This window comes from Metabacillus niabensis (assembly GCF_020524345.1).
In the GTDB taxonomy this organism is placed as follows: domain Bacteria; phylum Bacillota; class Bacilli; order Bacillales; family Bacillaceae; genus Metabacillus; species Metabacillus niabensis_B.
This window is the reverse complement of the sequence record NZ_JAIVLH010000011.1, coordinates 24,777-46,776: the sequence shown is the minus strand read 5'-3', so window position 1 is coordinate 46,776 and position 22,000 is coordinate 24,777. Positions and strand designations below refer to the sequence as shown.

The 22,000-nt window shown below is 37.3% G+C and carries 24 protein-coding genes; 13 read left to right on the top strand and 11 right to left on the bottom strand.

What is annotated here, in order from left to right:
• Positions 1-7 precede the first annotated feature (7 nt).
• From LC095_RS13260 to LC095_RS13245, 4 genes are all read left to right on the top strand, one after another.
• On the top strand, positions 8-1,315 hold the full coding sequence (locus LC095_RS13260; protein WP_226528598.1) for a globin-coupled sensor protein: 1,308 nt from the start codon (positions 8-10) through the stop codon (positions 1,313-1,315).
• A gap of 129 nt (positions 1,316-1,444) precedes the next feature.
• Positions 1,445-3,340, top strand: coding sequence for an ABC-F family ATP-binding cassette domain-containing protein (locus LC095_RS13255; RefSeq protein ID WP_226528597.1), 1,896 nt, complete (start codon positions 1,445-1,447; stop codon positions 3,338-3,340).
• A gap of 94 nt (positions 3,341-3,434) precedes the next feature.
• Positions 3,435-4,151 carry a 5-formyltetrahydrofolate cyclo-ligase gene (locus LC095_RS13250; RefSeq protein WP_226528596.1) on the top strand — a complete coding sequence of 239 codons (717 nt, stop codon included), beginning with the start codon at positions 3,435-3,437 and terminating at the stop codon, positions 4,149-4,151.
• An 80-nt stretch (positions 4,152-4,231) separates the two neighbouring features.
• Positions 4,232-5,323: a nitric oxide synthase oxygenase gene (locus LC095_RS13245; RefSeq protein WP_226528595.1), complete on the top strand. Its 1,092-nt coding sequence runs from the start codon at positions 4,232-4,234 to the stop codon at positions 5,321-5,323.
• 283 nt (positions 5,324-5,606) lie between these two features.
• On the opposite strand, the gene LC095_RS13240 is transcribed toward LC095_RS13245, so the two are convergent.
• On the bottom strand, positions 5,607-5,738 hold the full coding sequence (locus tag LC095_RS13240; RefSeq protein WP_078433335.1) for a YflJ family protein: 132 nt from the start codon (positions 5,736-5,738) through the stop codon (positions 5,607-5,609).
• A gap of 237 nt (positions 5,739-5,975) precedes the next feature.
• Positions 5,976-7,253, bottom strand: coding sequence for an MDR family MFS transporter (locus tag LC095_RS13235; protein ID WP_226528594.1), 1,278 nt, complete (start codon positions 7,251-7,253; stop codon positions 5,976-5,978).
• Between the two features lie 109 nt (positions 7,254-7,362).
• Here LC095_RS13235 and LC095_RS13230 point away from each other — a divergent pair, with 109 nt between their 5' ends.
• The 3 genes from LC095_RS13230 to LC095_RS13220 all read left to right on the top strand — a co-directional run bounded on the left by LC095_RS13230 (position 7,363) and on the right by LC095_RS13220 (position 9,749).
• Positions 7,363-7,734 (top strand): DUF1992 domain-containing protein, encoded by a 372-nt coding sequence (locus LC095_RS13230; protein WP_226528593.1) that lies wholly within the window; start codon positions 7,363-7,365, stop codon positions 7,732-7,734.
• Between the two features lie 210 nt (positions 7,735-7,944).
• Positions 7,945-8,601, top strand: a complete 657-nt coding sequence (locus LC095_RS13225; RefSeq protein ID WP_226528592.1) for a hypothetical protein — start codon at positions 7,945-7,947, stop codon at positions 8,599-8,601.
• Between the two features lie 224 nt (positions 8,602-8,825).
• On the top strand, positions 8,826-9,749 hold the full coding sequence (locus LC095_RS13220) for an alpha/beta hydrolase (RefSeq protein WP_226528591.1): 924 nt from the start codon (positions 8,826-8,828) through the stop codon (positions 9,747-9,749).
• 16 nt (positions 9,750-9,765) lie between these two features.
• On the opposite strand, the gene LC095_RS13215 is transcribed toward LC095_RS13220, so the two are convergent.
• The 5 genes from LC095_RS13215 to LC095_RS13195 form a co-directional block, all read right to left on the bottom strand.
• A complete protein-coding gene (locus tag LC095_RS13215; RefSeq protein WP_226528590.1) occupies positions 9,766-10,569 on the bottom strand; it encodes an ABC transporter ATP-binding protein in 804 nt (267 codons plus the stop codon).
• Positions 10,559-11,566, bottom strand: coding sequence for an ABC transporter ATP-binding protein (locus LC095_RS13210; protein ID WP_226528589.1), 1,008 nt, complete (start codon positions 11,564-11,566; stop codon positions 10,559-10,561). Before LC095_RS13210 ends, LC095_RS13215 begins: the two co-directional genes overlap by 11 nt.
• Positions 11,567-11,571: 5 nt before the next feature.
• Positions 11,572-12,408, bottom strand: a complete 837-nt coding sequence (locus tag LC095_RS13205) for an ABC transporter permease (protein WP_226528588.1) — start codon at positions 12,406-12,408, stop codon at positions 11,572-11,574.
• A 1-nt stretch (position 12,409) separates the two neighbouring features.
• Positions 12,410-13,420 (bottom strand): ABC transporter permease, encoded by a 1,011-nt coding sequence (locus LC095_RS13200; protein WP_026561929.1) that lies wholly within the window; start codon positions 13,418-13,420, stop codon positions 12,410-12,412.
• A gap of 78 nt (positions 13,421-13,498) precedes the next feature.
• Positions 13,499-15,298: an ABC transporter substrate-binding protein gene (locus LC095_RS13195; RefSeq protein WP_226528587.1), complete on the bottom strand. Its 1,800-nt coding sequence runs from the start codon at positions 15,296-15,298 to the stop codon at positions 13,499-13,501.
• A gap of 183 nt (positions 15,299-15,481) precedes the next feature.
• On the opposite strand from LC095_RS13195, the gene LC095_RS13190 reads away from it, so the two are divergent.
• Positions 15,482-16,000 (top strand): type 1 glutamine amidotransferase domain-containing protein, encoded by a 519-nt coding sequence (locus tag LC095_RS13190; protein WP_226528586.1) that lies wholly within the window; start codon positions 15,482-15,484, stop codon positions 15,998-16,000.
• Between the two features lie 58 nt (positions 16,001-16,058).
• On the opposite strand, the gene LC095_RS13185 is transcribed toward LC095_RS13190, so the two are convergent.
• Complete coding sequence (locus LC095_RS13185) at positions 16,059-16,208, bottom strand: hypothetical protein (protein ID WP_169908242.1); 150 nt, start codon at positions 16,206-16,208, stop codon at positions 16,059-16,061.
• 152 nt (positions 16,209-16,360) lie between these two features.
• Positions 16,361-16,585, bottom strand: coding sequence for a DUF1128 domain-containing protein (locus LC095_RS13180; RefSeq protein ID WP_026561926.1), 225 nt, complete (start codon positions 16,583-16,585; stop codon positions 16,361-16,363).
• A gap of 128 nt (positions 16,586-16,713) precedes the next feature.
• Between LC095_RS13180 and LC095_RS13175 the strand changes: the two genes are divergently transcribed.
• From LC095_RS13175 to LC095_RS13165, 3 genes are read left to right on the top strand one after another with little or no spacing between them, the layout of a single operon-like run.
• Positions 16,714-17,184, top strand: a complete 471-nt coding sequence (locus LC095_RS13175; RefSeq protein WP_226528585.1) for a low molecular weight protein-tyrosine-phosphatase — start codon at positions 16,714-16,716, stop codon at positions 17,182-17,184.
• A gap of 16 nt (positions 17,185-17,200) precedes the next feature.
• Positions 17,201-17,527, top strand: a complete 327-nt coding sequence (locus LC095_RS13170; protein WP_226528584.1) for a YtxH domain-containing protein — start codon at positions 17,201-17,203, stop codon at positions 17,525-17,527.
• Positions 17,528-17,543: 16 nt separating this feature from the next.
• Entirely contained in the window at positions 17,544-18,365 is an 822-nt protein-coding gene (locus LC095_RS13165; protein WP_226528583.1) for a YihY/virulence factor BrkB family protein, read from the top strand.
• Positions 18,366-18,611: 246 nt separating this feature from the next.
• Here LC095_RS13165 and LC095_RS13160 read toward each other — a convergent pair whose 3' ends face one another.
• Both LC095_RS13160 and LC095_RS13155 read right to left on the bottom strand, forming a co-directional pair.
• Positions 18,612-18,758, bottom strand: coding sequence for a BH0509 family protein (locus LC095_RS13160; RefSeq protein ID WP_216775834.1), 147 nt, complete (start codon positions 18,756-18,758; stop codon positions 18,612-18,614).
• A gap of 188 nt (positions 18,759-18,946) precedes the next feature.
• Positions 18,947-20,131, bottom strand: a complete 1,185-nt coding sequence (locus tag LC095_RS13155) for an MFS transporter (protein WP_226528582.1) — start codon at positions 20,129-20,131, stop codon at positions 18,947-18,949.
• A 145-nt stretch (positions 20,132-20,276) separates the two neighbouring features.
• On the opposite strand from LC095_RS13155, the gene LC095_RS13150 reads away from it, so the two are divergent.
• Positions 20,277-20,660, top strand: a complete 384-nt coding sequence (locus tag LC095_RS13150; protein WP_226528581.1) for an OsmC family protein — start codon at positions 20,277-20,279, stop codon at positions 20,658-20,660.
• A 107-nt stretch (positions 20,661-20,767) separates the two neighbouring features.
• Positions 20,768-21,829, top strand: a complete 1,062-nt coding sequence (cax, locus tag LC095_RS13145) for a calcium/proton exchanger (RefSeq protein ID WP_226528580.1) — start codon at positions 20,768-20,770, stop codon at positions 21,827-21,829.
• The last annotated feature ends 171 nt before the right edge of the window (positions 21,830-22,000 follow it).

Sequence of the window (22,000 nt, the reverse complement as noted above, 5' to 3'; positions counted from 1 at the left end):
AAGGTATATGTTAGGGTTTAAGAGAAAAAGTTTAGAAACTGTTCAATCATTTCAGCCTATACTACAATTTCCGGAAGAGAAAGAGATTGCTTTTGTAAAAGACAAGGCTATTGCTGCACGGTTGCATTATATGGGACTAACAAATCAACATATCCAGGTTCTACAGCAATCACAATCATTTTTACTTGAAATTATTGATGAAGTATTACAAAAAGTATTGAATCAATTATATAAGCAGCCATTGCTTACGAATATTGTTAAGGAAAACTCAAATAGAGAAAGGCTTTATCAAGTCTTTGTTCGCTATTTTCAAAGTATCCTTAGCGGAAATCTAGATGATGAATATTTCGAAATGAGAAAACGAATTGGCCGTACACATAATGGGGCGAACTTGCCAGCTTCTTGGTTTATTGCGACCTACTCGGCGTTAAATACATTGTTGATTCCACAGATCATTAAGAAATTTGAGGGAGACTCTGAAACATTATCCAACTTACTATTAGCTGTCACTCATATTACAAATTTGGATACCCAATTAGTTGTTGAGAACTACATAGAATCTAGAATGAAGGAACTAGAAGAAGTGAATTCAACAAAAGAGCTTCTCCAAAAAGATTTGGCTTCAATTAGCCAAGAAGTTGCCGCATCAGTTGAGGAGTCAGAATCTACAATTAATGAAACAAGTCAGAAGGCTGAGCAAATCCGACAAGAAACAGAGGTGACACAAAAGAGCAGTCAAAACCTGGTGAATTTAACGAATGAAAACCAAGAGCAAATGAACTCAATGATGGAGGCATTCAACTTAGTTATACAAGAAGTAGATACCTCAATTAAAGGTATTACCCATTTAAGAGATACTTCTGAAAAGATTTTGGCTATGACAAAGAACATTGAAGAGATCGCTGATCAAACAAACTTACTGGCACTGAATGCCTCAATAGAAGCCGCTAGAGCAGGTGAAGAAGGAAAAGGCTTTGCAGTTGTTGCAACTGAAGTTCGTAAATTGGCCGAAAACTCTAAAAAAATGAGTCTGGAAATTAAAGATTTGGTTGAAAAGAACAACACATCTACTAGACATTTGGTAGATAATATGCAAACGATGAATCATTCAAGTCAGGAATCAAAACAAAAGATCCAACAAGTCCAGAGTGGCCTCATTACGGTTAGAATGGAGATGGAAAACTATTTATCTATGTTTAATCGCAATAAGACAGATCTGGATTCAATTGTTCAATCGATTAAGGAAATCAATCAAACAACAAAAAATCTATCTACATTAGCTAACACATTATTAAATAAAGCTGAAGATCAATAGCCGCTAATACCGGCTTTTTTTCTTGGAATTTGACTTTTGAAAAACATCTCTGGCAAGGCGCTTGCGCTTTTCTTAATTCAAACTACCTGTTATTCTATACAGAGATAAAACTGTGAAGGATTGGATAAGATGAGTATATTACAGGTGGAAAATTTATATAAAACATATGGAGAAAAGGTTTTATTTGATCATATTTCCTTTACGATTGCAGAGAAACAAAGAATCGGATTAATTGGTGTCAATGGTACGGGAAAATCGACATTGTTGAAGGTGATAGCCGGAATTGAATCAGCTGACTCAGGAGAAATGACTCATTCTAATTCAATACGTATAGAGTATCTGCCACAGCAGCCTGAGCTAACAGTGGGCTTGTCTATCTTAGAACAAATATATTTCGGAGATGCACCCATCATGCAGGTTATGAGGGAGTATGAACTGGCTTTAAGTGAGTTGGAGAAGGATCCGGAAAATGAATCAAAATTAAAGCAGTTAATGAATATGCAGCAAAAAATGGATCAACACGATGCCTGGGAGGCAAATACTGTCGCAAAAACAGTTCTGACGAAACTGGGAATCACAGATTTCCAAAAACCTGTTACTCATTTGTCAGGTGGACAGAAGAAGCGTGTGGCGATTGCAAAAGCTCTCATCCAGCCGGCTGACATTTTAATTTTAGATGAACCAACAAACCATCTTGATAATGAAACAATTGAATGGCTGGAAGGTTTTTTAGCTCAGTATAGAGGCTCAATTGTGCTCATAACTCATGACAGATACTTTTTAAATCGAGTAACAAATCAAATCTTTGAGTTGGACCAAGGACAGCTTTACACATACTCAGGTAATTATGAAGTATTTTTAGAAAAGAAGGCAGAAAGAGAACTGAATGCTGAACACGCAGAAGAAAAAAGACAGAATTTATTAAGAAGAGAGTTAGCTTGGCTTAGAAGAGGGGCAAAAGCTAGAACAACAAAGCAAAAGGCACGTATTGGCAGGGTTGAAGAGCTTCAGGAACAAAAAGGGCCACAAGCAAAGCAGGATTTAGACTTTGCAATAGGTTCAACCCGATTAGGGAAAAAGGTGCTTGAGCTTGAAGGTATATCGAAAGCATATGACGGAAGGCAGTTAATTAAAGACTTTAGTTATTTAATAAACCCTGGTGAAAGACTCGGAATCATAGGTCCTAATGGTACAGGAAAATCAACACTTTTAAACATTATGGCAGGACGAATTAAACCGGACGAGGGAACACTTGAAGTAGGAACAACTGTTAAGATCGGTTTCTATACACAAGAACAGGAAGAAATGGACGAAAATCTTCGAGTTGTTGAGTATATTAAAGAAACGGCAGAGGTTGTTTATACGATTGACAATCAAGTCATCACGGCGGAACAAATGCTGGAACGCTTTCTTTTTCCAAGATCATCTCAATGGACATACATTCGCAAGCTTTCCGGTGGTGAAAGAAGAAGACTGTATCTACTAAAGGTTTTAATGGAAGAACCAAATGTTCTCTTCCTGGATGAGCCGACAAATGATTTGGACACACAAACATTAAGTGTGTTAGAGGATTATTTAGATCAGTTTCCAGGCGTAGTGGTAACTGTATCACATGATCGCTATTTCTTAGACCGAGTTGTGGACCATTTAATTGCATTTGAAAATGATGGTCATATCTCCAGATTCCAAGGAAGTTATTCTGAATACATGGAAGAGAAAAAGCTGCAAGAAATGATGAAGGAAAAAGAAGCTCCTTCATCAGAAAAGGTTGTGTATAAAAAAGATAAGAAAAAGCGCCTATCCTACAAGGAGCAACAGGAATGGGAGCAAATTGAAGATAAAATAGCTGATCTCGAAGAGCGTAAAACCCAGCTTGAACAGGAAATCGCAGCTGCAGGAAGTGACATCGGGAAAGTAACTGAGCTCTATAAGGAACAAGAGCATGTTGAAAAGAAACTGGAAGAAACAATGGAAAGATGGGAAGAATTATCACTTCTTGTTGAAGAAATTGAACAGAATGAATAATTAATAGTGGGGCCTAAGGCAATGATGTGAAATTGTTTTAGGTCTTTTTTATAAGGTATGATACTAGTGTTAACCTAGAAAAGGAGTTATCTGAATGACAACAAAGGATGAAATCAGACATAAAGTGTGGAAGCAGCTCACAGACGAAAAGAATGGACGCTTTCCTTTTCCATTAGTAAACCGAATTCCAAATTTTAAAGGGGCAGAAAAAGCCGCAGCACATATTGCTTCATTGTCTATATATAAAGAAGCAAAGGTTGTAAAAGTAAATCCGGATGCTCCACAACTTCCATTAAGAAAACAAATTCTTGTCGATGGGAAAGTACTACTGGTCCCGACTCCACGCCTCAAAGCAGGCTTTATTATGGTAAAACCGGAATGGGTTCCACCTGGAGAGGAAAGAAAAGCTGCTAGCTTAAGCCATATAAAATCGTATGGGAAAGTAATACCATTAACCGAAATTCCTCCTATTGATTTAATGGTCGTAGGCTCAGTTGCAATCCATCCCGATGGACGACGACTTGGTAAAGGAGAGGGCTATGCAGACAGGGAGTATGCCATTGTACGTGAGCTTGGAAATCCCCCGGTTCCAATTGTAACATCCATTCATAGTACACAGTTAGTTCATGAAGACATCCCAAGAGATACCTATGATTTAACAGTTGATTGGATTGCGACAGAAAAAGGAATTACAAAAACAAATACACCGTACGAAAAACCAAATGGGGTAGAGTGGGACCATGTATCAGATGAAGAAATGGAAGAAATGCCTGTGTTAAAGGAGCTTTGGGATCTTAAATATAAACACTGAGGATTAAAATTGGACGAGAACTTAAAGGGAAAGTTTGATGCATTCGAACAAATTGAAGAAAGATTATAAGAGGTGACCAAGTGGTTACAAACACAAAACAACTAGAACAAGAGGCGGTTGATTTCCTAAAGATTGCTTATCATGAGCTTGAAAAAACAAATGCAGAGTTAGAAATGAGAATACAAGATGTAAAGGTACAAATTGCTGAAACCGGCTATTATGAGCATACCTTTGAAGAGTTGGAGCATGGTGCTAAAATGGCTTGGCGAAATAGCAATAAATGTATTGGACGACTATTTTGGAACTCCTTAACCGTTTTTGATGAACGAATGGCAAAGAAGGAAGAAGAGGTGTTCAAAGCATTACAGCAACATATCTCATTTGCTACAAACTCAGGGAAAATTAGACCGACAATCACAATTTTTAAGCCTTCACGTGGAAAAACGGATTGTTTACGAATTTGGAACCATCAGCTTATTCGTTATGCAGGGTATGAAACAGAACATGGAATAATCGGAGATCCAGCCTCTATTGAATTTACAAGAGAATGTGAAAAGCTTGGTTGGAGAGGGGAAGGCACCAATTTTGACATATTGCCATTGATGATTCAGTGTGATGATCGTAATCCAAAGTTGTATTCTTTAGAACATGAAGATATTCTAGAAGTACCGATTACGCATCCGGAAAGAGAAGAGTTTAAGGATTTGCAGATCAAATGGTACGGAGTTCCAATTATATCCGATATGATGTTGGAAATTGGAGGAATTGTCTATTCGGCTGCTCCTTTTAATGGCTGGTATATGGAAACAGAGATTGGGGCAAGAAATCTCGCAGATTCATTTCGTTATAATCTGTTACCTAAGGTCGCTTCCATCATGAACTTAGAAACAAAAACACATGCAACGCTTTGGAAAGACAGGGCATTAGTAGAATTAAATGTAGCGGTTTTACACTCATTTAAAACAGCGGGAGTAAGTATTGTTGACCATCATACAGCAGCACAACAATTCAAGCTGTTTGAACAAAATGAGCGTTCAAGCTGCAGAAAGCTTACTGGTGATTGGACATGGTTAATCCCGCCAGTTTCCCCAGCGACTACTGATATTTTTCATCAAAGTTATGATAATAAGGTGGTAAAGCCAAATTATTTTTACCAACAATGTCCCTATTAAAAAAGGATGACTCCGCGTGTGTGAGTCATCCTTCATTCATTTGGAAAATGATCATTTAGTCAGTACTATGGATGGGTTGCATCTCATCCAGCTCCAGCGCCTAGCCCCTCGGAGTCATAAGCCACTCAGGAATTGAAGACAAAGAACGTCTTCTATTCCTAAGCGTCTTATGCCTGTCGGGGCTGTTCAAGGCGCTTGCGCTTTAGTTCCAAGGTAAGAAAGTATAACATTTTGAAATTAGTTTTAGTGTCTAGCTCCAGGCGCCCGCCTTGCGCTTTTCTTATTACTTAGAATGTTTTTCAAGTAGATTAGCTAGAAAATGTTTTTTATAGCTTTCGAGCTTTCTCTCTTCATGACGGCGAACACCAATTTTCTTCAGTTCGTTCACATACCATCCTTTGCTACCGCGATGCATTGAAATCACCCTTTCAGCTTATTTTTTAGAAAAAACTTATCATCCCAAACAGACGGGATAAAAATAGCCCCTACTCCGTAATCGGAATAGAAGCTATGTTAAGTTTTGTGGTGCCATTGTAACATCTATAAATAACTATGAAAAGGGGTTGAATTTTACTAATATAGCAAAAACGCGCCATAGAGGGAAAGAGGGAAGGGAAGAAAAATATTTCAATATTACTCATTCTCTATCTCTCTAGCTCAATTCAACTTTTTCTATCACGTTCGTTTCTGCCTTCTTAAACATCGCATAATATAAAAATCCGCTAAAAAACGCGAATAAAGCAAGAATAATAAATGTGATTTGATATCCAAACCATAATGACATTGGAATAGCGATCGGTGCAACTGTTCGGCCGATTGTATAACGCAGGCTTGCCGCAGCGAAATATTGGCCGCGCATATGCTCCGGTGCAAGTTTTGACACAAATGTTTGCTGTATTCCAGCCGTCATGAGTTCTGCAAGTGTAAAGATTGCCATGGCAATGATGAATAACCAGATAGACTGTGTAAATCCAAAAACAAGCATGGAAAAACCATAAACAATGGAGGAAAGTATAAATACATTTCTTTCTTTATATTTCGTCATCCACTTTGTGATAATAATCGTAAATAAAGCAACAAGAAAACCATTTTCAGATAAAATAATGCCGAATACTTGCTCACCATCTAGAGAAAGTGACCAACTACCAATTGAAAGCATTTCTTGTTGATGGATTGTATCTGTAATATAGACAGGGAGAATCATGTCTAATTGCATAAAGGTAAGTGCAACAAGAACTCCTGCTATGATATACAATAAAAATGCTTTATCACGAAAGATAATTTGGTAATCTCGAACTTGTTTAATGATAGGGCTGAACCATTTAGCAGCTTGTTCATTAGGATCTGTTTTGTAAGCGGGTGCTGTTTCTCTTGTTTGTTTTGCAAGTAAAATAGAAAGGAAGATACAGACGACCCCAGCTGCAACAAGCACTTCAAATGGGTGATGAACGTAGAAAATGGTACCTAAAATCGGTCCGATAACAACTGCTATATTAATAGATGTATAGAAAACAGCAAAAACACTGCTGCGATCCTTTTCCTCCACAACATCTGCGACCATCGCCTGTGACGCAGGCCAATAAAAGGCACCGAAAACACCTGCAAAAGCAAAACAGATAAATCCTAAAATCGGTATTTCAAGCCAAGGAGAATTTGAAAAAGCAAAAAGGATGAATGCAATGCCTTGACCAAATGATGCAAGAACCATCATTGTTTTTCTCCCGAAACGATCAGCAAAATACCCTCCCATTAAGTTTGCAAGAACAGAGAACACTTGCGATATAATAAGAAAGAGACCAGCCTTTTCTTTGCCGAACTCACTTGCAAAATAGATGGTTAAAAAAGGGAAGAACATCCAATAGGTAATGTTCATTAACGCTTCACCAAACAAACGTATTTTAAGGTTAGTATCCCAGTCTTTAATTCTCATCATGAAAACCTCAATTCTTTAATCCTATCGTTCATCATACTCTTTCGGGACTCGTAATACAACGAAGATTTAGTATTTTAAAAAAATAATAATCACAAGGAGTGAGACCATGGATCTGTTTTCAATCATTGCAGAAGATAAGATCAAAAAGGCTATTCAAGAAGGGGAATTTGACAACCTCCCCGGTCAAGGAAAACCCTTGAAATTGGATGATCTGTCACAAATCCCTCAAGAATTACGAGTAGCATACAAAATACTTAAAAACTCAAATATGCTTGATGATGTTGACCAATTAAAAAAAGACATCAGCTCCATCGAAGACCTGCTTCTTGCATGTGATGATTTAAAAGAATCTGAAGTTTTAGAACAGAAAAAACGGGAAAAACAATTAAAAATAGAAACACTAATGAAAAAAAGAACCCCATTTAACTCCCCAGCCTCATCGTTTTATAGAAATAAGATTTTGGATCGGTTTAAATAAGGTAGTATGTTAACTTTTTTAAAATGATTGTTTTGGGAGAATATCCATTCTTTCATCCTTATTTAAATGAAGATAGTGGAGCGCAATGGAACGAACCTTGTATGTACTTTAATTATTTTTAGGCACGGAGAGCTATTTTTCAAAAACCAGTAATAATTTTTCCAAAGAACGTGCAAAATGGACAATACAACCAAAACGAGGAGGGCTAACATGAACAAAACCATTTCCGCTTTTATTCTTATTGGCCTACTTCTCCTATCAGGCTGCCAACAAACAACTGAAGAGCAACCTGAACGAGCAGAAGAGTCAGAAGAAACAAACCCGGAAAAAGAAGAAAATCAGAATCAAGACACTCCTGAAAAATCTGAAGAACAACTGGTCCAAGAAAAAGCCGATAAGGTAATCTCCCTCATAAAAGCAAAAAATGCCGAAGCACTTAAAAACTATGTCCATCAAGAGAAGGGTGTATTATTTTCTCCTTACGCTCATATTGAAAAAGATGCGATCACCATGAAAAAGGACGAAATAGTCAACTCTTTTCAATCAAAGGACAAGCAGACATGGGGCACGCGAGATGGAAGTGGAGAACCAATTGAGCTAACACCAATAGAGTATTTCAATGAATTTATTTATGATGCCAATTACGCAGAAGCAGATGAAGTTGTACTAAATCCAACAGAGCCAAGAGGAAATACGATTAAAAATATACAAGACTTCTTCCCAGATGCCCATGTGGTGGAGTATTACGTAAAAGGGACAGAGGAAAATGAAAATATGGACTGGAAAGCATTAAACCTTGTGTTTGAAAAAGATTCAACAGGAGAGTGGAAGCTTGTCGCAGTCGTTCGTGATCAATGGACCATATAATAAAACATCCTTCATGAATTGTGAAGGATTTTTTTATTATAAGAATAATGTGTAAAGAATGTTTCTTTGAATTTTAGCTTTATAGTGGAGCGTAATGGAACGAATCAATTCTCATGTTTATCTGGAGTAATAACAATTAATTATGCGAAAATACCCAAATTAGTTCTCACACCTTCTAGCCTTTTAAATAAACTATAAAAAAGCCTAGAAGGGAAGAGAAGTTGATGGTAAATTGGATTATTTGGATTGTGCTAAGCTCCTTATTAATGTTCCTAATCAGCCTTTACCTTGTAAGCCGGCTGCTTCTTTCACCAAAAAAGGTACCTTATGAAAAAACATATAAACTTGGCATTCAAAAAGGTGAAATAGATGATCGCTTGTTCCGGGAAAAGAAAAAAGAAGAGCTTTTTATTCCATCTTATTATGGCTATAAACTCCATGGGCTGCTGTTTCCTGTGGAAAATAGCAGGAAAGTAATGATCATTGCACATGGTATAAAGTGGTCATTATTTGGGAGTTTTAAGTATGTTGAGATGTTTCAAAAAAGGGGTTTTAATGTTCTGTTATGTGATCATCGATTTCATGGATTAAGCGGAGGAACATACACCTCATTTGGTTATTATGAAAAAGACGATTTAAAAGCATGGATCGATTATTTTTGCGCTGAAATGGGTGAAGAGGTTTTTATCGGCTTGTTAGGTGAATCATTGGGTGCAGCTTCCGCGTTGGAGGCAAGTAAACAGGATCATCGTGTGAAGTTTTGTATTGCAGACTGTGCCTTCAGTGACTTTTCGTCATTATTACGGATCAGGCTGAAGCTTGACTTCAAACTGCGTTTTTATCCGATCATTGATTTGGTGAGCTTCATCATTAAGCTCAGACACGGATGGAGCTTTCCTGAGGTTTCTCCTATAAAAGGCTTGGAAAAAACTAAAACGCCAATCTTGTTTATTCATGGAAAAGAAGATCGCTTCATTCCTTTGCAAATGACTTTAGACATGTTTAAAAGAAAAAAAGAAAACAAAAAGTTATACTTGGTTCCACGTGCAGGTCATGCAGAAGCCTTCAATGTAGATCCTAAAGGGTATGAAAAAAAGGTTATTGATTTTATTAAAGAAATTGAAGGTGTAAAAGCCAACTTGTGTTAAGTTGGCTGATCGTTTTTTAACCTAAGTTCCATTCCTCATTCAGCTTCGGTACATCTGAAATGAGTTGCTGGGTGTAGGGGTGCTGTGGGTTTATCAGAACCTGGTCTGCACTGCCCTGTTCCACAATTTTTCCTTTTTCCATAATGTAAAGGGTGTCGCTTACGTAATAGGCTAATCCTACATCATGTGTAATAAAAATAATTGTCATATCATTTTCATCTCGTAGCTTTAGTAACATATCAAGTATAGTGGAACGGGAGCATGCATCAACCATGGATGTTGGTTCATCAGCGAGAAGTACCTTTGGGTGAAGGAGAAATATTCTCGCAATCATGAGCCGCTGCATTTGTCCGCCCGACAGTTCAAATGGATATTTATTATACAATTCTTCAAACTTAAGATTTACAAACGTACAGGCTTCTTTCATTTTTTCGAATCGTTCTTCTTTTGAGAGCTTTAGTCCTTGCAGATCTATACAATCGTTTAATAATTTTTCAACCTTATGAAACAAGTTGAAGGATGAAAAGGGATCTTGAAAGATAGCTTGGATGTCTTGCCAGTAGGCTTTTCGATCACGATGATTTTTCAGTTTACGAGGCTGCCCTCTATAGGTGATTTCTCCACTTGTTTCTTTTAATAGTCCCATGACAATTTTAGCTAATGTGGTTTTTCCGCTTCCGCTTTCACCAACGATTGAAATGATTTCACCGCGGTGGAAGGCAAAGTTGACAGAATCAACGGCAGTATTTTTGCTTTTGCCATACCCAAATACCTTGGTGACATCTTTGCCGCTGATTAATAGCTCCTGATCAGGCTTCATTTGCGTACCACTCCTTTAGTGTGTCACTGTCCATTCGACATCGATACAAACGGTCACCAACATGTGTAGTGGTTATTTTGCTGCTTTTGCATTCATCTGTTGTGTAAGAGCATCTGTCTGCGAATCGGCAGCCTTGTATTTTCTTTTTTAAGTTTGGTGGAGCACCCGGAATAGCCGCTAATTTGTGGTCTTTCATTCCTGATTCAGGAACAATAATGGATCCCATCAGTTTTTTGGTGTAAGGATGTATCGGATTAAAGATGACGTCTTCCGCTTTTCCTCTTTCTACGATTTCCCCCGCGTACATGACCATGATTTCATCTGTTACATGATAAAGCAAAGGAAGCTCATGTGTGATAAAAACTAATGAACGAATGAATTTTTTATCTAATAAATCTTTTAAAAGCTTGATAACTACTTTTTGTGACGTAACATCCAGGGCAGAGGTTGGTTCATCGGCAATGAGAACCTTAGGGTTTAAAATCGTTGAGATCGCAATAACGGTTCTTTGCTTCATACCGCCGGATAATTCATTGGGATATGAATTTAACACTTTAGAAGATAGATTTAATGTCTCAAATCGTTCAGCAGCCATTTCATAAACCTGCTTTTTTGTTAGTTCCGGTCGATGCTCCTTCATAATATCTTCAATGAATTGAATGATTTTAATTGTCGGGTTTAATGCATTCATTGCAGCTTGTGGAATATAGGCAATTTCCCGTCCGAGTACCTGTTTTCTAAGTTTTTCTTTTTCCAGCTTCATAATATCAACATCATTGATTGAAATCGTTCCGCTTCCAAAGTGGAGGGGAGGAAAATAAAATCCCATTAAACTTAGTGCTAATGTTGATTTTCCGCAGCCTGATTCACCGGCAATTCCGATCGTTTTTCCATCTTCAAGATGAAAATCAACACCATCCACAGCAAAAACTTTTTCTTTTAATCTCGTTTTATAATAGGTTTTTAGATCTTTTACTTCTAAAATATTTTTACTCATGTATCTTAGCTCCTTATCTTAGGATTGAAGATTTCATCCATACCTGTGTTCATCAAATAAAGAGAAAATGTAATGATTGCAATGGAAATCGCGGCTGGTATAAAAGCCCACCATGCACCGGAAACAGGAGCTTCAAATGTTAAAGCCCAGTTCATAATAATTCCAAGAGATATCGTATTATATGGCCCTAAACCAAGCATGGAAATGGAGGCTTCTGAAAGAATTCCTGATGCAGTTTGCAACACAAATGCCATCACGACGTAAGACATGATATAAGGAAGAATCTCAAAAGTAATGATTCTTGGTGTGCTGTGTCCCGAGATTTTGGCGATATTAACATGATCTCTGTTCCGAAGAGAAGAAGTTTGTGCTCTTACCGCACGAGCTGTCCACGGCCAGCTGGTAATCCCGATGACTATTGCGGTAATCAATGTACTTCTTGAATCAATGCTTACTGAGATCAAGATTAAAACGATAAAAGAAGGGATAACAATGAATATATTTGTTACCGCTGTTAAAATATCATCCACAATTCCACCGATGTAGCCTGCTGACAATCCGATAATTAACCCAATGATGGTTGCACTTAAACCGGCAACTAAACCTACAAAAATGGAAGTTTTAATACCATGGACAAGCTCCAAAAATAAGTCTCTACCAAAGTTGTCTGAACCTAAAAGTAACTCAGCACTCGGAGGTTGAAAGGCTAATGCTACCATTTCTGTCGGATCACTTGTATTAATTAGCGGATATACCGTGACAAATGCAAGCATTAATAAAAAGGTAATGGCACCAATGAGAAATTTAGGGGAGCGAATTAATATTTGAAAAGAACTATTCATATTATTCTTCCTCCATTTGTGTCGCTTTGATTCTTGGATCAACTAAGCCATAGATGATCTCAATGGTAAAGTTCGCTAAAAGAACAGAAATCGCGATTAAGAGAGTTGCACCTGAGATGAGCGGGTAATCCAGTTGGCGAATGGCTGTAAATAGCCATGTCCCAATGCCGGGATAACTAAAGACAATTTCTGTAATTAACGATCCGCCAATCATCGTACCAATTGATAATGCCAGACCTGTAATCTGCGGAAGCATTGCGTTTTTAAATACATATCTAGCAATCGTGGAATCTTTTATTCCTAATAATTTGCTATAAAGCACATAATCTGTGTTTAATTCATAAATAGACATCTCTCTCATTCCGATAGCTTGACCACCAATTGTGACTAAAACAATTGATAGGAACGGAAGAAAGTGATGGCTTATTACAGATCCGATAAATTCAAAACTTAAGTTTGGTGTCATTTGATAATTGTATCCGCCAGATGTAGGGAACCAATTAAGAGTTAATCCGAAGATATACAGCATAATGATCGCAAGGATAAAGAATGGAATAGAATTAATAAACAGGAATGTCGGAAAGAGTACTTTATCAAAGATGCCTTTTCTATAAGCAGCAATAGCTCCTAAGGCATTTCCGATTATCCACCCAACTAGAATGGCAGGAAGTTGTAAGGCCAATGTCCAAGGTACAGCTGATGCAAGAATGGATGTGACAGGTGTTGGATAAAGCCCAAATGAGGTTCCCAAATCACCCTTCACAAGATTTCCTAAGTAAATGAAAAATTGCTGCCATAATGGTTTATCAATTCCAAACTCCTCGGCAAAGGTATCATACACTTTTTTTATGGAATCACTGTCAGTCATTCCTTGTGTCATTTGGCCAGCGATTACACTGACAGGGTTGCCATCAATGAGTCTTGGTAAGAGAAAGTTTAATGCTACGGCAATAATGAGTGTCACTAAATACCAGAGGGACTTTTTAAAGAAAAATTTCCGATAAGCGTTCATGTATGTTCTGCACCCCCATATGAATGTTTCTAATTGAAAGTTGGGGGAATGTCCCCCAACTATCTTTCTGATAGGAAACTATTTATTCTTAATTTGATAGAGATCTTTTATTCCCGCTCCGTCTATTGAAATTTGTGGAGGAATATTGCTTCCGTCTCCATCAGTTGCAAAACCTTCCCATACTGATTCGTTCACTGTATGGAATACCCAAGGTCTGTACATGAGCGGAATAGTTGGAACGTCTTCTAAATAAATCTTCGTAAGCTCTGTATACATTTCTTTTAGTTTGGCTTCGTCTGTAACAGTAGGAATTTCTTTAATTAACTCATCAGCTTTTTCATTTTTATATCTTCCCCAGTTCCAAAATGCCATCTCACCAATTGGGGCAACACCTTCAGAATACATGATGGTTCTTGCTCTGTTCCAAGGTTGGCTCGGGCTTACAGCACCGGCAGGGGTATCCATGATAATATCGAATTTTCCTGTTTGGCGGTTATTTGTCCACACCGGAGCTTCAGGGAAGTTTGTTCTAATTTCAATACCGATCGCTTTCGCGTTTTGTGCGACGATCTCAAGAGAAGCATTCCAATCTGACCAACCATATGGAGCTTCAATATCCCAAGGTCCAAGTCTTACTCCATCAAGGACACGTATGCCGTCAGCACCTTTTTTAGCTCCGATACTGTCAAGCAACTTATTAGCACCATCCACATCTGTTGTCCATTGAAGAGATTTGATTGCTTCCTGATCAACGAATTTTGACTCGGAAGGTGTATCCAGGGTAATGGATGGCTTCATTTCACCGGAATATCCACTCATCGCTAATTCAGAAATTTTATCGTAATCAATTGCCATCGCAATCGCTCTTCTAACATCAGGATTATCAAGGCCTTCCTTCGTTGTATTAAAGAAGATCGATGGCATTGAACCAGGCAGATAGTATGGTTTGTCTTCTAAGTATGTTTTAATTGGGGCTCCGTCTTCCCACATTTTCCACACTTGTGGAATGAATTGTTGAGATACATCTACTTCACCTTTACTGAAGGCAAGTGATCCGGCAGCATTATCTTTATAAATAACATGGCTTATATATTTAGGTGCCGGTAAACCTCCAAATAGCTGTTGACCCCAATAATTGTCATCTCGTATTAACGTAATTTTTTGGTTATCAAATGTATGCATTTTGTAAGGACCTGTTCCAACAGGCTCAGGATTTACTTCCTCACGAATAGCAGCTATGTCATTGTTATGTGTTTTTTCAATTTCTTCCCAAACATGCTTTGGCATCATAGGTACTAATTGAAGACTGTCTAAAACAGTGAGTCGATTAGGATTATCTTGTTTTAAGTTAATATTGACAGCATTCTCACCGACAGCTTCAACACTTTCAATCGCTTCCCAGAAATTACTCCAGGAAATAGGATATTTGTTTCCAAGCTCGTACGAATAAACCACATCTTCAGACGTGAAGGCTTCTCCATCATTCCACTTTGCATCTGGATTAAGCTCAATGTGAAGCGTTGTATCATTTGTCCATTCATAACTTGTACCAAGTAAAGGCTCCAATGCACCATCAAGCATGTTAATCATAAACAGATTTTCATAAACGAGTGATCTTGAGTTTGCATAAGCAATAGGGAATGATGGATTCCCGCCTAATGGACTAAATGTTGAAGGAGGTCCCCACTGTAATCCATTTACATATAGTGTTTCATTTCTTGGAGTTGAACCCTTTGAAGTATCTTCTTCTTTTGTTCCCGGCTTTTCAGTTGTTGTATCAGTTGTAGCAGGCGGCTTTACTTCATTACTACAAGCCGCAAGTAAAGCAAAAATCATAATCAATCCAAAAATTAATCCTAATACTCTTGTAAATCTCATAACTATTTCCCCCCTCTTGCAATTATCGGAAAGCGCTTTCAATGATAAATATATTAAAAATATGGGAAACGAGAACTACTTTTTATAAAAATATTTATTAAGTGAATTTTATGTATAAAAAGTTTAACCTCGGCTTGTCCGGGTATTGATGATATATACAAAAATTGAAGGAGGATGCATAGTATGTCAAAAAAAATTGCTGTCGTGTTAACTAGTTCTTTTGAAGATTCCGAGTATACTGAACCAGCGAAAGCCTTTGAAGAAGCTGGCCATACTCTGACAACGATTGAAAAAGAAAAAGGGAAAACAGTTGAAGGAAAACAAGGAGAAGCAAAGGTAGAAATCGATGCAGGTATTGATGAAGTGCAGCCAAATGAATTTGATGCGTTATTTATACCAGGAGGTTTCTCCCCTGACATTTTAAGAGCAGATGATCGTTTTGTGAATTTCGTAAAAGAGTTTATGAATGCGGAAAAACCGGTATTTGCAATTTGTCACGGTCCACAGCTGCTCATTACAGCTGAAACCTTGGAGGGACGAGATGTGACAGGCTATAAATCCATTCAGGTTGATCTGAAAAATGCGGGTGCAAATTTTCATGATAAAGAGGTTGTTGTATGTCAGAATCAATTAGTGACTAGTCGGACACCTGAGGATTTACCTGCATTTACGAGAGAATCATTAAAGCTATTAGCTAATTAAACGTTTGTTTAAAGAATGAACAAGGGCTGTCTCTAAAAAGAGACAGCCTAAAAACAACCTATTTTTCTATTTCATCGTCAGAAGGCAATGGGTCGATACGATTGGAGTCTTCTGCATTTACGGCACCTTTTAAGGCATATAAAACAAGTACAATGGCGACGACGAGGAATCCACATATACTGAGTGTTCCTAACCACCAGCTAAGCATAAAAATCCCCCTCCTTATTTACATTCATATGTAAGTAAGAAGGGGGGAAGAATCATTTTATGATCCTTTTCTAACAAGGTAAGAAAATATAAAATTCTGTACTTAGTTTTAGTGTCTAGCTCCAGCGCCCAGCCCTATGCTGACTAAGGCCCTTACGCTTTTCTAAGGTTGCCAAGCTCTTCAGCGATGGCTTGCATTTCATTTGGGCTAAAAGAGTTTCGTTTCATAACATGTTCATAAATATCCTTTAGCTCTTCATACATTTCTTCGTCAAAGTGAGAAGGTTTGATGGCTCCTAAGTTTAAAACTCTAAGTTTTTCTTTAATTTGTTCAATCATGTATTCAACATTTTCTACCGACTTTTCAGTAAGATTCATGCCCTTCATCCTTTCTCAAGCTAATTACTGTCTATTTTAACATGAAAAGATATTAAGCATTCAAAAACTTCATGATCTCCTTGAAACATATTATAATATGATCAAGAAACTATACGCAGGAGGATATCATGGTAAAAGTTTTATTTATATGCTTAGGAAATATCTGTCGTTCACCAATGGTAGAAGCGGTAATGAGGGATTTGGTAAGGAAAGAAGGCTTAGAGGACAAAGTGATCATTGACTCTGCCGGTACTGGAAATTGGCATGTCGGAAAATCTCCTCATGAGGGGACGCGTCGCATTTTAGATCGTTATAACATATCTTATAAAGGTCAAAAAGCAAGACAATTAATAGCAGAAGATTTAACTCAATATGATTATTTAATCGGCATGGATTCTGAAAATGTAGGGAATATTAGACGTCTAGCCGGTTATCAAAAATCCGGTACAATCCAAAGGCTCCTTGATTACCTTGAAGACTCTCCCGTAGCTGATGTACCTGATCCTTATTACACAAGGAACTTTGATGAGGTTTATGAAATGGTTAGTAAAAGCTGTGTGAACTTGTTAAATGAGATCAAACAAGTACATAAACTTTAGTAGGGGGACATGTTTTATGACAAACGGCAATAAACTGGTAAGAGGAATGTTGGTTGGAGCTATAGTAGGAGCAGTTGTTTCATTGCTTGACAAAAAAACTCGTGATGATGTGATCACAACAAGTAAAAATGTATCATCTAAGATTAAAGGGTATGTAGAGGATCCAACGGTCCTGACGAATGAAGTGAGAGAAACAATTGATTCTGTCAAAGATACAGTTCAAGAGGTATCAGAGGATCTTACATTTATTAACGAAAAGGTGAAGGAGTTAAAGGAAACGACTCCACAAGTGATGAACTTAATTCAGGAAACAAAGGAGCGGTTCATTCCAAAACGAGATTAATCGTGAGGTGAATTCTTTGTTGAAAAAGGGATCTTTTTTAAAGGAGTTAGTTTCTAGATTTTTAAGTGATGAAGTGCCAGGATTATCTGCGCAATTATCGTACTTTTTCCTATTATCACTATTTCCGTTCCTTATTTTTTTAATTACTCTAATAGGATATCTTCCCATTTCACAAACCGAGGTCCTAAACACAATAGAAGAGTTTGCTCCCGGGCAATCCATGCAGCTGATCAATACTACGTTGGATGAAATTTTGAATGATCGAAATGGGGGATTGCTCTCTTTTGGTATTATTGCAACTCTCTGGTCTGCTTCTAACGGAATTAATGCTATTGTTCGTGCCTTTAACAAAGCATATGATGTAGATGAGAGTCGTTCGTTTATTGTTGCTAGGGGAATGGCGATTTTACTTACGATTGCCATGGTTTTTGTCATTATTGTAGCACTTTTATTACCTGTGTTTGGGAAGGAAATTGGTGTATTTATTTTTTCTAATTTCGGATTTTCTGCAGAGTTTTTAACGATATGGAATACTCTCAGATGGCTTGTGAGTGGTATCATCCTATTCATCGTGTTTACAGCTCTTTATTTTGTTGCACCTAACAAACGATTACATATAAAAGATGGACTACCTGGTGCTTTTGCAGCAACACTTGGCTGGATGGTCGTATCGTTAGCATTTTCCTATTATGTAGGAAACTTTGCAAATTACAGTGCAACATACGGCAGCATCGGAGGAATTATTGTCCTGATGATTTGGTTCTACCTATCTGGAATGATTATTATTTTAGGTGGAGAATTAAATGCCATGTTATATAAAAGAAGAACAATCGGTTAATTTTGTTACCAATTGAATTCATTCATAGTCAAAACTCATCAAGGGAATAGTAATCAAGAAGACAAAAGTCTTTACTATTCAAAAGGTGGGGATTATGATGACAAAACATACAAAAAAAGGCGGAAGCCATAACAAACAAAACTCTAAACAAAAGCCAAAACATAAAACAAGTGGTAGTGCAAACGGACAAAACGGCTACCATTAACCAAAAAGCTGACTGGTATTCGTATCCCAGTCAGCTTTTTGTTACTCTGAATGCTCTATTAAATCTTGATAAATACCACTATAAATATGTTCGATATCAGCATCTGTCATAAAAAGAAACGAGTTCCTATCAATATCCTTCATTCTTTCAATAAATTCAATCATATTCTTTCGTTCCTGTCTGTTCATCATCCCATCTCCCTTTTTTGTTGTTATGATACAGCTTATTATATTTATATGTATTATATAACAGATTACAAAGACAGTTCAATCATTTTTTCTATTATAAAGGTTATTTGGGCAGAAAAAATTAACTTGCTCTATACTTGTTACAAACAACAAAGTATCAACAAAGAGCCGACATAGATAAACCTATGTCAGCTGGATACATTTTGCGAAGATGAAGCAGGCATGCTGTTTGTTTTAGAAAATGTTACAGCAACCGCTATGAAAAGAAGCATCATACTAATAATCATAAAATAACTAATATTCGTTGTATATTCAATAAAAAGTCCGCCAAAATAAGGACCTGCAAGGCTTCCAACACTAAATGCGATTCCGCATAACAAATTACCGGTAGGAAGTAAGTTTTTCGGCATAAGATCTGTCATATAACTGATACCTAATGAAAATGTTGATCCAACAACCATGCCGGAGATCAACAAACAAATCATTAGAGCTATCAGTGACTCCTCTAAAAATCCGGCCGCCGTAAAACTTAAAAAGCCTATGAAAAGAATGGACATCAATACTGTTCGCCTTCCTAGTTTATCACTAAGAATTCCGAGAGGAAGCTGAAAAATAATCGCCCCTATTGCAAAAGTGAATAAGAGAACAGATATGTTTGGTACCTCGAGCCCTATGCGCAATCCATATACAGGAAAGCTTCCATTGAGAGAGGATTCTAGGAATCCGTAGCCAAATGGAGGTAAAAAAGCGACCCAACTATATTTCCACGCCTGTTTAAATCGTTTTAATGTTTCTTTCATCGAATTTACTTCAATTGTTTGTTCAGGATAATCATTTTTCAACAAAAATACTAACAACCAGCCAACAAAGCAAAGAACCGATGAAATAATAAATGGAAGTGCTTCATTTATTGTAACCAATGGAGCGAGAAGAGGCCCTACTGCAAAACCAACCCCAAAGAAAAGACCGTAAAGAGAAATATTGCGCCCGCGTTTTTCTTCTGATGAAAATGAAGTGATCCACGTTTGTGAAGCAAAATGTAGGGCATGGTCACCAATTCCGATAAACAATCTCAGGAAAAACCAAAACCAAAATGTTTGCCATAAAGGAAACAGGGCAAGTGATAAGGCTACAACTAGCCCGCCAAATATAATAATCGGTTTATATCCAAATCGCTTTAATGGATATTCCATAAAAGGAGATACCAACAAAATGCCGATATAGAGTGCAGTAGCATTTAGGCCGTTAAGATCTGATGACAACCCTGTATTTTCAAAAATAACCGCGATAAGCGGTAAAAGCATACCTTGGCTAAAGCCTGATATTCCGACAACTGATACTAAAATCCAAAATCTTAATCGGTGAGTATTCATATGCAACCCTCAATTTCCGTATGAACTAAATTCATCAAATGCCAGTAATACTTTATACTGAAATAGGAAATTTAACAAGAGCAAACACCTTTAATGAAAAACAGTTTTCAGATACAATAACCTAAAAAAGATGAGGTGAATCAAAATGGATTTTAAAATGAAAGAAGAAGAAGGATTTACAACAACAACTGAATTTGGCGAGCTTCATGTAGCAGGTGACGAACAGTATGGTTATCGTCCTTTTCAATTAATGGTTGCATCCATTGTTGTTTGCAGTGGTGGTGTATTAAGGAAAATTTTAAAGAAAAAGAGAATTGATATAGAGGATATCGCGATCTCAACAAATGTTGAAAGAAATGAAGAAAAAGCAAATCAAATTGAAAAGATACATATCCACTATAAAATCAAAGGGCAAAATTTAAATGAAAAGAAAATTCATCAATCGATTGTATTAGCAAATAAAAATTGCCCAATGGCACAATCTGTTGCTGGAAGCATCGAAATTGAAGAGACGTTTGAATTACTCTAAAGTTTTAATAGGGTAGTAATAGGGAACTTCATTCATAGTATAAGGATATTTTTTCCTTTAATGTGAAGAATAACTTCATAAACTATGTTGAGGAATGGAGAGTTCTAATGGTTAATCGTGTTTTTACAATTTTTGTATTAATTGGAGTGCCTCTATCGATAGCTGGAAGTTTGATGCATTGGCCATCGGTTCTTATGTTTGTGGTCTATTGTTTAACGATCATTGCTCTTGCAGGATTTATGGGCAGGGCCACGGAAAGTTTGGCGATTGTTGCCGGTCCAAGAATAGGCGGGCTGTTAAATGCAACCTTTGGGAATGCGGTTGAGCTCATTATATCCATTTTTGCCTTAAAGGCCGGACTTGTAGGTGTTGTGTTGGCATCATTAACAGGTTCAGTCGTGGGAAACCTGCTTCTTGTTGCGGGCTTGAGCTTTTTTATCGGGGGCCTTAAATATAAGCGCCAAGAATTTAATATTTATGATGCAAGACATAACTCAGGCTTATTAATATTTGCTGTCATTGTTGCTTTTGTTATTCCGGAAGTGTTTACAACAGAAATGGATCCTGCAGGTACAATTTCTTTAAGTGTTGGAATCTCAATTATACTAATCATTCTTTATTTAGCAGCATTGTTCTTTAAATTGGTTACACACAGGGGCGTTTATCAGCAAAAAACAGATGAAGTGGGAGGACATGAGGAGCCTGAGTGGAAAAAAGGAAAAGCCATCGCAATTTTGTTACTTGCGACTGTAGCGGTTGCATATGTATCTGAAAACTTAGTCCATACATTTGAGACGGTTGGAGAAAGATTTGGATGGTCTGAATTATTTATAGGAGTGATTATCGTTGCCATTGTGGGTAATGCTGCAGAGCATGCATCAGCAGTCCTTATGGCTTATAAAAACAAAATGAACATTGCTGTAGAAATCGCAGTCGGATCAACTTTACAGGTCGCGATGTTTGTAGCTCCATTGCTTGTATTAATTTCACTTTTATTTACAGAGAACATGCCGCTCGTTTTTACATTACCAGAGTTAATTTCGATGGCAACAGCTGTCTTTTTAACCATCTCGGTCACAAATGACGGCGATACAAACTGGTTTGAAGGGGCGACCTTACTAGCGGCATATATTATCATTGGAATTGGCTTTTATTTACTACCGGGCTAAATCAAAAAAAGAGACTCTGTGTATGAAAACACAGAGTCTTATAATTTGTGTAGGACGAAACAGATAACTAGAGAAATTGGTAACGCTTGCAAAAAGCATCATTAAAGACTCAGATACCTTTCGTATAATTTTATTTTACAGCATATATGCTAATTTGTAAATCTTCTGTTT